We start from the raw sequence: 12494 nt of genomic DNA, 5'->3' as shown, positions 1-12494 counted from the left end.
GTGACTCGTGCCCTCTGCGTGCCCTAAGCGGTGGTCAGTGGTGGTCACTCACGGGGACCTGCGGGGGCATGTTTCAGGCGTGGAGCCACCGTCCGGGCGGGCGATCGGCCGCACTTCCAAACTGGCTACGCGAGTTCGATTCTCGTCACCCGCTCCACAGGCGAAGGCCCCGGCCAGAGAAATTCTGAGGCCAGGGCCTTCGTCATGCTCAGGCCGGGTTCGGGCGGTGTGCCCTCCACGTACCCTGCGGGACGGGCACCAGGCCTCAGCGATACGGCGCGTACTTCACTCGCCGACCGAACCGCATCCACCCCGGGACGGGCAAGCATCCCACCGGAGCCCGCGCCCCGATCTCGACCTTCCTGGTTCCGTCAGACAAAGTCACCTCGACACGTGACCGTGCCGGTCCGAACACCTCGATCACGCGACCAGCGACTACCGACCGCACGAGGTCGATCAGCAGCAACAGGTCATCTTGGTCGCGGCCGAGCTCCCACCGACCGCCCTGATGGCCGGCCTCGACCTGAAGCGCATCGCCAGGCGATCCGTCGCCCAGCAGGTAGAAGTCCGTCCAGAAGACGTCCAGCGCACCCTCTCGCGTCGGCCGGAGGTCGAAGGTACGCCAGCCATCGCGAGCCTCGACCACGATCGAGGCGGCGTCGCCGAGCTCACTCCTAAGGTCGTCGAGGAACAACCCGAGACGCGTGGAGATCGGGTCCCGTGTGTGTGAGCTGCCCTCAGTCATCGACACATCATGCCGGTAGCACCTCGCCTCAGCCCCAGGCTCGCAGGACGCGATCGGCCTCGTGCCGTCCGTCTGGTCTTCGGCGGTCACTCAAGGGTCCTTGCGGGCAGGAGTTCCAGGCCCGAAGACGGCATCAGGGCAGCCGGTCGGTCGCGCTTTCAACCTGCGCGAGGTCGATTCTCGTCGCCCGCCCGATGCGTAAAGTCCCAGGTCAGAGGCAAGATTTCCGGCCCCGGGCCTTTCACTTGTGCGGCCCCTCACGCGCGATCGGACCTTCGAGATGACGTCTCCCCACGAATGGACCTTCCGGCACGCCGAGCAGCTCACCGACCACTGGTGGTGGCGGCCGGGGTGGAAGGTCGGCACGCGGTTCTACGCCTGGCACATCAACACGTTCGAGGACCCGGCCCCGATCCACAGGCTCGCCGCCCACTACCAGGTCGAGCTGTCCACCGTGCCGGGGCTCGACCTGATCCCGCAGCAGTGGCTGCACCTGACCATGCAAGGTGTCGGCTTCGTCGAGGACCTGTCGACAGCCCAGGTCGACGCGCTCCTGGAGGCAGCCCGCTCCCGGCTTGCGGAGGTGGAGCCGGTCAAGGTGCGGTTCCAGCAACCGGTCATCCGGCCCGAGGCGATCGCGCTGACGCCCGACCCGGTGGAGCCCGTCCAGGAGGTGCGGTACGCCGTACGAGCCGCAATCGCCGACGCGCTCGGCCCAGGCGAGGTACCGGACAGCGCCGGCGGGTATCAACCGCACATCAGCCTTGCCTACGTCAGCACCCCTCAGCCGGCGATTGCAGCGCTCGACGCGATCAACCGCGTCACAGCCGACCCCGTTGACCTCACCATCAACGCCGTGTCGCTCATCGAGATGCACCGCGACAACCGCATGTACGAGTGGCAGACCGTCGAAGCCGTGCCACTCGGCCACTCCGGGTGGCTCCCCGCCCTCGTTGCCCCTCGCCCTCGGTCGCTTGAACCCTGGCTGAGCGGGTTCGACTCTGATCGTCACCACGCCCGGGAGTCACAGGAATCCTCGTTGCTCGGTTCCGAGCTGACGGTCATCCTTAGCCCGTGGTCGACCACGAGGGGTACACGCGCTGCGACGTCTGCCGGCTCCGCTACGAACCCGGGCAGCCCGCGCCGGACTGGCTCGAGGTGATGGTCGAGCGCGATGGCGGGTACGCCAGCCCTGACTTCTGCTCGCAGGAGCACGCCGCGCAGTGGTTCTCCGAGCCCCTCGCCCCGCTCACCCCACTCACGATCCGGGAGCGGACCGCCCGAGATCGTGTGGTCGATGTCGGTCTGGCCCTGCCGTACGTCGCGGTCGCCGGCCTGGCGGCGACCGGCCTCTGGACGGTGATCAACTGGATCTGGCCGTGAAGTTCCGGTGCGTTCGGGTGCGCTGACCGGTGATCGTCGGGCACTCAGAAGCTGGCTTAGGCGCGCAGGCCGGCGTACCGATCTCAGGCCCTGAGCAGCCGCGCTGCCGTCGCCAGTTCGCGGCCGAGCGTCAAGCGATGCCAGGCTTGCTGGTACCCGAGGTCAGTCTTGCCCGGGAGAGCGTTTCGCAGTCCGAAGGCAATGGCTGTGATAACCACCTGCGCGACGACGAACAGGGCGATTCCGACGGCCAACTGCGCGCCACCGCCGCCGGTCGCCTGGTTGTAGAGCGTCCAGACGAGGCCGATCACCATCGCCACGAAGGCGATCAGGTAGGTGCCGGCCAGAGTCCGGCCCTTGTTTCCTTCTGGCCAGTTCATGGGCGTCAGTATGGAGGATCTAGCTGGCTGTTGCGTTGCTCCGCGCGGTGCGACACTCGGCGTCATGGTGGACGTGTTCGTCTTCGCGGTCGAGGACATCGAGTCGGACTGGTGGGAGTCCGAGGTCGCTGTGGTGGCGGAGGGGCGCCAGGCTGCGTACAGGCGGCTTCGGGATGCCGGGTTGCACAAGAAGCAGATTCGGAACGAGGGCCGGCCGGTGCGGGTCGAGCCGCTCGCGGCGTGGGATGCGCTGGCCGAGAACCAGGCGGCGGTGCTGCGGCGGCAGGGGGACCATGACGGTTGGGGTGAATGGGAGCGAGTGCCGGAAGGGGCTTCGCTCGACTGGCGGATCAGCGGGTGAGGATTGCGAGGATCTGTCCGGCGTCGATGCGTCGCGGGGGTCCAGGGTGATGGCCCTCGGGCAGGAGGCCGGCGTACGCGGGCACTCGTACGACGATCCGCCGTCCGCACGCCTCGCTCGACCCGAAGGCCGGCCGTCTGCATTGAGCGGTGGTGGGTAGCCGTCGCTGTCACCGAGGTCCAGAAATCGGCTGACCTCCGCGAAGAAGACGGCGGCCTGGGGTGCGCTGTGGGTCAGCGCGTCATTCTGGCTGGTGATCGAGGAGCGGAAGCCAGCGGCGGTCCGCACAGCGGGTGCGAACTTCGGCTGGCGTCAGCCAGTCGGCGAGCGAGCATTCAGAGTCGGCGGCCGGAGTTGTGGGTTGCCCGTCGGTTGTGAGACGGGCGACGAAGTAGGCCAGGTAACCGACCGGATACGGGTAGCGGAAGCCTGAGGGTTTCGGCGCTTCGAGCGAGAATCGGTTCCAGCCGAGGACGGTGAGGTCGGACTCTCGGAGAGGCCAGCCGGATTCTTCGTCGACCTCTCGGATGGCGGCTGCGGTCGGCGTCTCGCCTAGTTCGACGTGGCCGCCGGGGAGGTCCCAGCCGCCGCGGGTCGGCAGGTCGGCGTACCGGAGGAGGAGGCGGGACGAGCGATCGAAGATCAGGACGAACGCCGTACTGATCAGCTCGTACGGCGGAAGCTCGGTCGAGGCCACGAGGTCGCTGCGGTGCGGCAGGTCGAGGCCCGGGAGGCGGCCTGACGAGAGGAGCTTCATCGGGCCAATCTGACAGCGGAGCTGGTGATGTCAAGCAGAGGCGGCGAGCCGCCAGGTCCACGTGTTGCCAGTGAGGTTGAAGGTCCAGGCGGCCGGGTTCGGCTCGGTGAGGTAAGCGACGGCCGGGACGCTGAGGGGTGGAAACGGGACTGCGCCCACGAGCGCGACGGCCTCGGACAGGTCGAACCAGCGGACCTCGAGGACCGACCCGTCAGGATCATTGGGGGCGAAGGCCGCACCGGTGGCCGGTCTCTTCCAACACCTCCCGGACAGCCCCGGCCCGCGGAGTCTCGCCCGGTTCGACGGCACCGCTCGGCAGATTCCAGTGCTCACGATCCCACGTCGCGTACTGCTCGCGCACAAGGGCGATCCGGTCGCCGTAGCGGACGACGACACCGACGTACTGCTTCATGCGAGCGACAGTACGTGCGGCGAGGTCTACCAAGCGGAAAGACCGGCCAGGCGGTGATCATGAGGCGCACAAGATCTAGGAATCATTTGCTAGGGGCAACGATATTCACGAGCTGGTCCCCTCCGACCCGGAATTCCGTGCGTCCGTCGGCGCCCTCGACGCCCCACGGGCGTTCGGTGGTGATCACGACCGCCTCCCCCTCGACCAGCAACACCTCGCAATCGAGCCCCACCGCCACCGGGTACGCTGTACCTGCTCCGAGCCCGTCGGCGCCGCCGAAGACGGGCCGCTTGTCGACCAGCACGTGTCGCATCCCGTCGGCATCGGTGAAGGCGACCTCCACCAGCCCAGGAAACGGATCGTCGCCAACCCAGCGGACGGCTTCGCAGCGGAGCATCACCGGCCGAGTATGCGCCACCAGAGGCTTCGACCCTCCCGCAAACCGACCCGCGAGCCCCCGTCCGATGCCCGGACCACGCCTTCCGTCTCGCTCGGAAACCGATTAACGTCCACCCCTTCGACGTGGGGAAGACGGTCGCGCACCGTCGAGGGGGTTTCGGTGATCAAGGTCCGCGCACGGGCGGTCGCGCTCGGGATTGCCATGGTTCTGCTGCCGGTCGGTGCCGGTCAGGTGATGGCTGCTGAGCCGCCGCCGCATCTGGGCGAGGGGCAGGCCGTGGGCGGCAGATCGGTTGCCGACCCGGCGTACAAGCTGCGGGCAGTCACGAGCCAGTACTACGTGACGTCGTACGAGCAGCCCGACGACCGCTCGCCCGAGCCGTGGGACGTCCAGAGCACCTCCACCGGCGCGACCGCGAGAACGATCGGCAGGTCGCCCGCACAGCCGGACGCCGCGCCGACGCTGCTCGGCAAGTACGCCGTGCAGATCGGCTCGGGCGTGGTCACCTTCCGCGATCTCGTGAGCGACGCGACCAGCCAGGTGAACGTGCCCGCGGACGCCGTGTACCAGGGCGTTTACTCCGGCGGCCTGCTGATCCGTCGCGGGTCGACGATCTACCTGCGAGCGGTCGGCAACACCGAGAAGGTCGTCACCGGCGCTGCCGGAGCACCCTCGATCCTGGACAGCTCCGACAGCGCGTTGCTGGTCGGGATGTCGGGCCGGATCGCGGTGATCGACATCGCGAGCGGAGCGGCGACCGCCGTGACCACCCTGACCGCCAACCCCGCCTGGGCCCAGCTCACGCCGAATCGCGTGATCTGGCAGACCGCGGCGACGGCGACCGCGAGATCGCTCGCCTGGAAGCAGCGCACCACCCCGACCACCGGCACCATTCAGGTCCCGTACGGCGAACCGATCCTCCCGCTCGGTGACGACGTCGCAGTCCGGATCGGCAGCGAGCTGGTCAAGGTCACCGGCGCAGGCACGGTCACCCGCCCGTTCGTCACCGGCGTGCACGACGCCGCCGATCTCACCACCGGTCGGCTCCTGGTCAGCGCCCAGAGCAAGATCGCCTCGGTCGGCACCGACGGCGTACTGCAAACCGTCGAGGCGACCCCGCCCTTCGCGGCCCAGGTCCAGTACGTCGGCCTGTCGGGCAGCCGTCTGGTCACCTCCGACCCGCAGCCCGCGCACACTCTGCACGAGACCACCGACAACGGCACCACCTGGACGGCGACCGGCGGAAGCAACGCCGGCAAACCGTTCCAGCTCGAAGGACCCAACCTGCTCTCCTTCGATGCCGAAACAGCACGGGTCGGCGAGCTGACCTTCCCCGCCGCCGACGACGTCGTGCTCGGCAAAGGCGGCCAACTCGTCGCGCACAACGGCGAGATCTTCGACGTCGCCACCAAGGCGAAGGTGGCCGACCTCACCCCGCCGTTCGCACTGAACGGCAGCACCACCTGGAAGGTCACCGAGCCGGGCGTACTCCAAGGCCAGGACGTCACCGTCGGCACCAGCAAGACGATCACCGTCGCGAGCGGCTGCACCGTCGGCCCGAACGCGGTCAACGGCCGCTGGGCCCTGCTCACGGGCTGCGCCGGCGGCAACCAGGTCATCGACGTGACCGGCCCGGAGCCCCCGCGCAGTCTCACCGTCGCGGCGAACGCCCAGCTCGGCAACGGTTTCGTCGTAGAACTGGTCGACGGCACCGACTCCACCAAGGAACTCCTCGTCACCGACCTCAACGACCCGGCCCTCGGCCAGCGCCGCTACGGCCCAGCGCTCGGACGGTTGCAGCAGGCAACGTTCCGCGCCGACGGCTCCGGCGCACCCAAGATCGTGTACGCCGCCCCGGACGCCCGCCCGCGCGTCATCACGCTCAGCTGGCTGAAACCCGACCCGCAGCACCGGACCGACCAGACTCCCCCGGTGCTCACCACCGCGAGCGCCGGCGACCGGATCCGCGACTTCACCACCGCGACGTTCAACTGGTCCTTCACCGACCCGGCCGACGACCCGTACGAACCGGCGACCGGCCTCCTCAACTACGACGTCCGGTTCCAGCAGCGCCCGACCCCGACCTCGCCGTACGGCGCCTGGCAGGAGATCGCCGGCTGGCAGGGCATCGGGATCACCGAGGTCAGCCTGACCGCCAATCCCGGTGTCGACACCTGCTGGCAGGTCCGCTCCCGGGACAAGGCGCTGAACGTGAGCGCATGGAGCGCGTCGTACTGCAGCGAGACCGACGGCACCGCGCCGACCCACGTGAGCAGCCGGCCCGGCGACCGGGTGGTCCTGACCCCCGCGCAGACGTACCGCTACTCCTTCACCGACAACCTCGAGCCCGTCGCGTACGACGTCGCCTACCGCGGCGCCGCGCCCGGCCAGCCGCTCGGCGCCTGGGTCTACCCGGCGGCCTGGCAGGCGCTGCAGGACACCTCGGTCGCCTGGGGCGCGAACGCCGGCTCGGAGCGCTGCTTCATGGTCCGGGCCCGCGACGTCATCGGCAACGTGTCGGCCTGGTCGCCGCAGACCTGCTCTGTCTACCCGCAGGACGATCGGGCGCTGACCTCGACCGGCACGGTCACCCGCGGCAGCAACACCCAAGCCTTCCAGGGCACGACCTCGACGCTGAACGCCCAGGGCGCGGCCCTGACCAAGACCGGCGAGGCGGGCGTCCGGATCGTCCTGGTCACGCTGAACGGGCCCGGCCAGGGCTCGGTGGACGTGTACCACGCGGGCGTCAAGATCGCCTCGGTCTCGCTGGCGGCCGCGACCCCGACCCGGAAGATCACGTACCTGCCGGTCACGCCGTACCGGACCGGCGAGGTCCGGATCGTTTCCACCTCGGCGGCCCCGGCGGCCGTCGACGCGATCGCGTTTCTCCGGGTCTCGCCATAACGAAGCGTAATGACTGTGAGCCCCGTCACGCGCGGCGGCGGGGCCCGGTCATTGCAGGAAGCAGCAGTTACATCACCGAGGAATGGAATTCCGGGGACAAGCGCTGAGCACTGGGTGATACTGGAAATCGCGCCGTTTTCCGGTCGCAACCCATTCGCTGCCTAGCATGTTGGGAAGTGCGCCCCTCCAGATGCCCTCAGAGCAACCTGCCCACGCGCCGTCGATCGCAGCCCCTACCACCCGAGCCCCCGCCCGCAGCCGAAACCTGTGGCGGCTGAGGCCCTACCTCCGGCCACACCGCAAGCGCCTGGCGATCATGTTCTCCACGGCCATTCTCGGTGTCGGCGTCAGCCTGAGCGTTCCCCTCGTCACCCGGGCCATCATCGACGGCCCGGTCACCCGCCGCGAGCTCGACCTGCTGGTCCCGCTCGCCTTTCTCGCCCTCGGGCTCAGTATCGGCGAGGTCCTGCTGGTCTGGATGCGCCGCTGGGCCCAGTCCCGCGCGGTCAGCGATCTCGAGGCGACCCTGCGGCACGACCTGTACGTCCGGCTGCAGTCCCTGCCGATGGAGTTCCACAACCGCTGGCAGAGCGGTCAGCTGCTGTCCCGGGTGACCGTCGACCTGTCGACGATCCGCCGGTTCATGGGCTTCGGCCTGCTGTTCCTGGTGATCAACATCCTGCAACTGGTGGTCGTCACGATCCTGCTGCTGCGGCTGTACTGGCCGCTGGGCGTGGTCGTGCTGATCGCCGCCGTACCGATCATCGTGGTCTCGCTGAAGTTCGAGAAGAAGTACCTGGCCATCTCGCGCCGGGTCCAGGACCAGCAGGGCGACCTGGCCACCCGGATCGAGGAGTCCGCGCTCGGTTTCCGGGTGATCAAGGCGTTCGGCCGGCGCGAGCACGTGAAGAAGCAGTTCGACGACGGCGCGGTCAAGCTCTACGGCACCTCGGTGGAGAAGGTCCGGCTGGCGTCGCGGTTCTGGACCTTCCTGGAAGTGATTCCGAACCTGACGCTCGTGATCGTGCTGCTGCTCGGCGCGCTCGCGGTCGGCCGGGAGTCGATCACCCTGGGCACGCTGGTCGCGTTCATCACGCTGATGCTGTCGCTGATCTGGCCGGTCGAGTCGCTCGGCACGATCCTGGCGATGGCGCAGGAGGCGATGACGTCGGCGGACCGGATCAGCGAGATCCTCGACACCAAGTCGTCGATCGAGTCCGGCCCGGAGCAGCTGGTGAACCCGCGCGGTCACCTGCGCTTCGAGAACGTCAGCTTCCGGTTCTCGCCGGAGTCGGCCGACGTGCTGCACGACATCAACCTCGATCTCGCGCCCGGTACGACGCTGGCCCTGGTCGGCGCCACCGGGTCGGGCAAGACCACGCTCACCGCGCTGGTCCCCCGCCTGTACGACGTGACCGGTGGCCGGATCACCATCGACGGGCACGACGTCCGGGATCTCGACCTGAACTCGCTGCGCAGCGCGGTCGCGTCGGCCTTCGACGACCCGACGCTGTTCTCGATGTCGGTCCGGGAGAACATCACGCTCGGCCGGCCGGACGCCAGTGACGCCGACGTCCAGCAGGCCCTGGAGATCGCGCAGGCGACCTTCGCCAACGACCTGCCCTGGGGCCTGGACACCCGGGTCGGCGAGCAGGGCATGTCGCTGTCCGGTGGCCAGCGGCAACGACTCGCACTGGCGCGGGCGGTGCTCGCCAAGCCCGCCGTACTGGTGCTCGACGACACCCTGTCCGCGCTGGACGTACACACCGAGGCCCTGGTCGAGGAGGCGCTGCGCAACGTGCTCTCCGCGACCACCGGCATCGTGGTGGCGCACCGGGCGTCGACCGTAATGCTGGCCGACCAGGTCGCGCTGCTGGAGGGCGGCACGATCACCCACGTCGGAACGCACGCGGAACTGTTGGCGACCGTACCGGCGTACCGGCAACTGCTCGCGGCCGAGGAAGAGGAGGTGCACGCATGAGCGCTGTGCACATTGCCGCGCCTCCGGCACGGGGGGGCATGCGGCTCAACTCCCGGCCTTCCCTCGTCGCTCCAGTCGCTTCGCTCCCTCCACTCCTCAGTCCAGGCCGGGAGGCCTCATGACCGGTCAGCAGACACCTCCGCCTCCCTCGGACGACGAACCAGGGTCCCGGCACGACGCGCAGGTGATCGACCGGGAGGAGTCCTGGCGCGGGTACGCGGAGGAGTCCGACAACGAGTTGTCCAAGGCCACCACCGTGCGGCTCAAGGAGCAGTCCCGCAAGCTGCTCGGCGAGCTGCTCCGCCCGTACAAGAAAATGATCTGGCTGCTGGTCGCGATCGTCGTGGTGGAGAACGCGGCCCGGCTTGCGGTGCCGTACCTGGTGCACCTCGGCATCGACAAGGGCATCCCGCCGATCCTGGCCGGCGAGGGCAACCAGACGCTGATCACCGTGGTCGTCGCGGTGCTCGCGTCGGCGCTGATCCAGGCGTTCGCCCGGCAACTGTTCCTGATGCGGTCCGGTCGGCTCGGCCAGACCATCCTGCTCGGGCTGCGCCGGCGGGTGTTCGACCACTTCCAGCGGCTCAGCCCGTCGTTCCACGACCGGTACACGTCCGGCCGCGTGATCTCCCGGCTGACCTCCGACGTGGACGTCATCGACGAAATGCTCGAGACCGGGTTCGACGGTCTGGTGACGGCACTGCTGACCCTGGTCGGTACGGCGGTGCTGCTGCTCACGCTGGACCTGAAGCTCGGGCTGCTCGCGCTGCTGTCGTTCCCGGTGCTGTTCTTCCTGACCACCTGGTTCCGGCGTCGTTCGCAGCTGGTCTACCGGCGCAGCCGGGAAGCCGTCGCGCTGGTGATCGTGCACTTCGTCGAGTCGATGACCGGGATCCGCGCGGTCCAGGCGTTCCGCCGCGAGCCGCGCAACGAGCAGATCTTCCACGGGGTGAACGACCGCTACCGGGAGGCGAACCTGGAGTCGTTCCGGATCAACGCGATCTTCATGCCGTCGATCAAGGGCGTCGGCAACATCACGATCGTGGCGATCCTGGCCTACGGCGGCTGGCAGGCCTACCACGGGCACGTCACCGTCGGCGTCCTGACCGCGTTCCTGCTCTACCTGCGGCAGTTCTTCGAGCCGCTGCAGGACATCTCGCAGTTCTACAACACGTTCCTGTCCGCGAGCGCGGCGCTGGAGAAGCTGTCCGGCGTACTCAACGAGACTCCCGACGTCCCCGAGCCGAAGGAGCCGGCCAAACCGGCCCGGCACGCGCGGGGTCATCTGGAGCTGCGGAACGTGAAGTTCAACTACGTCGACGGGGTGGCGGTGCTGCCCGGGCTCGACCTGGACGTCCCGGCCGGGCAGACGCTGGCCCTGGTCGGTACGACGGGCGCGGGCAAGACGACGATCGCGAAGCTGGTCGCCCGGTTCTACGACCCGACCGGTGGTCAGGTCGTGCTGGACGGGATCGATCTGCGCAAGCTCACCGAGGACGACCTGCGCGAGCGGGTGGTGATGGTGACGCAGGAGAACTTCCTGTTCACCGGCACGGTCGCCGACAACATCCGGTTCGGCAAACCGGACGCGACGATGGACGAGATCGTCGAGGCGGCCAAGGTGATCGGCGCGCACGACTTCATCGTCCGGCTGCCCGACGGCTACGAGACCGCCGTCGAGAAGCGCGGCAGCCGGTTGTCGGCCGGTCAGCGTCAACTGGTCGCTTTCGCCCGGGCGTTCCTGGCCGACCCGGCGGTGCTGATCCTGGACGAGGCGACCTCCAGCCTCGACATCCCCAGCGAACGGCTGATCCAGCGCGCGCTGCGCACGATCCTCGCCGACCGGACCGCGATCGTGATCGCCCACCGGCTGTCCACGGTCGAGACCGCTGACCGAGTCATCGTGCTCGAACACGGCCGCATCATCGAGGACGGCACTCCCGACGTCCTGATCACCGACGGAGGCCACTACGCGGGCCTCCACCAGGCCTGGGAAGACTCCTTGGCCTGACGGGAGACGGTCGTTGCGGGGCCCCTTTCACCTTGGGTGGAAGGGGCCCCGCTTCATCTCACGTGCCGTACCGAGTTCAGGCGTGCCAGGCCTCGACGACTTCCTGCACCCGGTACGCCGTGGCGAAGTCGGCCAGGTTGTCCGGATGACGCCCGCGCACCGCCTCGGCGAACAGCGACAACCGCGTCGACTCGTCCCCGCGCTCTCCCGTTAGCGGCACCGGTCGCCAGTCCTTGCCTTCAGCAACAAACAGCTGCTGCCAGTCCCGCAGCAGATAGGACCGCTCCGACCCCCGCACCATCCACTCGTACGTCGGCGGCCCCGCCACGACTCCGCTCACGTGCACCGGCACGTCTCCCGCCCGCAACAATCCGAACGCCGCGACCTCGCTGCCCGGGCCGCGATGGTCGAGCACCAGATGCTCCGGCGTCAGCGGCCCCACCAGCCGGTCGGTCAGATACGCGAAGTGCGAGAACACCTCCCGAATGAACCCGCCTTGAGCCCGCTCCCCCAACCAGGTCGCCTCGGCCTGGAACGCCCGCGGCCACTGCGGAAACGCCAACCGGATCTCCACGGCCCTCACGTCGCCGATCTCGCCCAGAACCTCTTCGAGATGAACGGTCGCGTGCCGGTCGGACAGGGCGAAGTTGACTCCCGCGGCGGCACCCGAGGCGGCGGCCGCTTCGACCATCCGTCGCCCGTCGGCCAGGCTGACGGCCAGCGGCTTCTCGCAGAAGACCGAGTGCCCGACACCGAAGGCCGCCTCGGTGAGCTCGGAGTGGCTCGCGGGCGGAGTGGCGATGTAGACGGCATCGACCTCGGCAGCGATCACCTCGGCGGGATCGGTGGTGAAGCGGACCGACGGGTGGTCCGCGGCGTACCGACTGACAGCGGACGCGTCGAGATCCGCGGCGGCGATCACCTCGTACGCGGGGTGGCGCGTGGCGTCGTGGAGCATCCTCGCCCCCATCGCGCCGAGGCCGATGATGCCGAGACGTATTGGTGAAGTGGTCACCCGACCGAGTCTGCGGGCCGGACGAGCCGTTGGCGAGCAGAACTTGGGTCGTGCTTCGCCCGCAGCGATGTCACCTGGGTCGCGCCTCGCCCGCAGCGACGTGACCTGGCCGGCCTACGCCGACGCCCACCACCGACCAACCTCG

At 68.9% G+C, this 12494-nt stretch carries 12 protein-coding genes; 6 read left to right on the top strand and 6 right to left on the bottom strand.

The genetic code is table 11. The features are described 5' to 3' along the window. Positions 1-265 precede the first annotated feature (265 nt). A complete protein-coding gene (locus tag ACQPXM_RS12775; RefSeq protein ID WP_432948102.1) occupies positions 266-835 on the bottom strand; it encodes a hypothetical protein in 570 nt (189 codons plus the stop codon). Positions 836-1025: 190 nt separating this feature from the next. Here ACQPXM_RS12775 and ACQPXM_RS12770 point away from each other — a divergent pair, with 190 nt between their 5' ends. Together ACQPXM_RS12770 and ACQPXM_RS12765 are read left to right on the top strand one after the other, a co-directional pair. After that, complete coding sequence (locus tag ACQPXM_RS12770; RefSeq protein ID WP_432948100.1) at positions 1026-1907, top strand: 2'-5' RNA ligase family protein; 882 nt, start codon at positions 1026-1028, stop codon at positions 1905-1907. After that, on the top strand, positions 1907-2128 hold the full coding sequence (locus tag ACQPXM_RS12765; protein WP_432948098.1) for a hypothetical protein: 222 nt from the start codon (positions 1907-1909) through the stop codon (positions 2126-2128). The genes ACQPXM_RS12770 and ACQPXM_RS12765 overlap by 1 nt, the downstream gene beginning before the upstream one ends. Before the next feature lie 83 nt (positions 2129-2211). Here the strand turns inward: ACQPXM_RS12765 and ACQPXM_RS12760 are convergent, their stop codons facing one another. Next, a complete protein-coding gene (locus ACQPXM_RS12760) occupies positions 2212-2508 on the bottom strand; it encodes a hypothetical protein (RefSeq protein ID WP_432948096.1) in 297 nt (98 codons plus the stop codon). Positions 2509-2572: 64 nt separating this feature from the next. Here ACQPXM_RS12760 and ACQPXM_RS12755 point away from each other — a divergent pair, with 64 nt between their 5' ends. After that, the gene (locus ACQPXM_RS12755; RefSeq protein WP_432948094.1) at positions 2573-2869 is read left to right on the top strand and encodes a hypothetical protein; all 297 of its coding nucleotides are present in this window, start codon (positions 2573-2575) and stop codon (positions 2867-2869) included. 241 nt (positions 2870-3110) lie between these two features. On the opposite strand, the gene ACQPXM_RS12750 is transcribed toward ACQPXM_RS12755, so the two are convergent. The 3 genes from ACQPXM_RS12750 to ACQPXM_RS12740 form a co-directional block, all read right to left on the bottom strand. Beyond that, positions 3111-3626 carry an NUDIX hydrolase gene (locus ACQPXM_RS12750; protein ID WP_432948093.1) on the bottom strand — a complete coding sequence of 172 codons (516 nt, stop codon included), beginning with the start codon at positions 3624-3626 and terminating at the stop codon, positions 3111-3113. Between the two features lie 217 nt (positions 3627-3843). Beyond that, on the bottom strand, positions 3844-4038 hold the full coding sequence (locus tag ACQPXM_RS12745) for an NUDIX hydrolase (protein ID WP_432948091.1): 195 nt from the start codon (positions 4036-4038) through the stop codon (positions 3844-3846). A gap of 82 nt (positions 4039-4120) precedes the next feature. Then, a complete protein-coding gene (locus ACQPXM_RS12740) occupies positions 4121-4438 on the bottom strand; it encodes a hypothetical protein (protein WP_432948089.1) in 318 nt (105 codons plus the stop codon). A gap of 159 nt (positions 4439-4597) precedes the next feature. Here ACQPXM_RS12740 and ACQPXM_RS12735 point away from each other — a divergent pair, with 159 nt between their 5' ends. The 3 genes from ACQPXM_RS12735 (at position 4598) to ACQPXM_RS12725 (ending at position 11334) form a co-directional block, all read left to right on the top strand. After that, on the top strand, positions 4598-7342 hold the full coding sequence (locus ACQPXM_RS12735) for a hypothetical protein (RefSeq protein WP_432948087.1): 2745 nt from the start codon (positions 4598-4600) through the stop codon (positions 7340-7342). A 316-nt stretch (positions 7343-7658) separates the two neighbouring features. Then, positions 7659-9323, top strand: a complete 1665-nt coding sequence (locus ACQPXM_RS12730) for an ABC transporter ATP-binding protein (protein WP_432948085.1) — start codon at positions 7659-7661, stop codon at positions 9321-9323. Between the two features lie 118 nt (positions 9324-9441). Then, positions 9442-11334 carry an ABC transporter ATP-binding protein gene (locus ACQPXM_RS12725; RefSeq protein ID WP_432948083.1) on the top strand — a complete coding sequence of 631 codons (1893 nt, stop codon included), beginning with the start codon at positions 9442-9444 and terminating at the stop codon, positions 11332-11334. 76 nt (positions 11335-11410) lie between these two features. Here the strand turns inward: ACQPXM_RS12725 and ACQPXM_RS12720 are convergent, their stop codons facing one another. Further along, complete coding sequence (locus tag ACQPXM_RS12720; RefSeq protein ID WP_432948081.1) at positions 11411-12349, bottom strand: Gfo/Idh/MocA family protein; 939 nt, start codon at positions 12347-12349, stop codon at positions 11411-11413. Positions 12350-12494 lie beyond the last annotated feature (145 nt).

The sequence above is a fragment of the Kribbella sp. CA-253562 genome (assembly GCF_050942265.1).
Lineage (GTDB): Bacteria > Actinomycetota > Actinomycetes > Propionibacteriales > Kribbellaceae > Kribbella.
Note: the sequence above shows the minus strand (reverse complement) of the source record. Positions and strands in the feature narration are given on the sequence as shown.

Coding starts and splice junctions, on each gene's coding strand:
- ACQPXM_RS12770 (WP_432948100.1), top strand. CDS start 1,026: ATGACGTCTCCCCACGAATGGACCTTCCGGCACGCCGAGCAGCTCACC.
- ACQPXM_RS12765 (WP_432948098.1), top strand. CDS start 1,907: ATGGTCGAGCGCGATGGCGGGTACGCCAGCCCTGACTTCTGCTCGCAG.
- ACQPXM_RS12760 (WP_432948096.1), bottom strand. CDS start 2,508: ATGAACTGGCCAGAAGGAAACAAGGGCCGGACTCTGGCCGGCACCTAC.
- ACQPXM_RS12755 (WP_432948094.1), top strand. CDS start 2,573: ATGGTGGACGTGTTCGTCTTCGCGGTCGAGGACATCGAGTCGGACTGG.
- ACQPXM_RS12750 (WP_432948093.1), bottom strand. CDS start 3,626: ATGAAGCTCCTCTCGTCAGGCCGCCTCCCGGGCCTCGACCTGCCGCAC.
- ACQPXM_RS12745 (WP_432948091.1), bottom strand. CDS start 4,038: ATGAAGCAGTACGTCGGTGTCGTCGTCCGCTACGGCGACCGGATCGCC.
- ACQPXM_RS12730 (WP_432948085.1), top strand. CDS start 7,659: ATGTTCTCCACGGCCATTCTCGGTGTCGGCGTCAGCCTGAGCGTTCCC.
- ACQPXM_RS12725 (WP_432948083.1), top strand. CDS start 9,442: ATGACCGGTCAGCAGACACCTCCGCCTCCCTCGGACGACGAACCAGGG.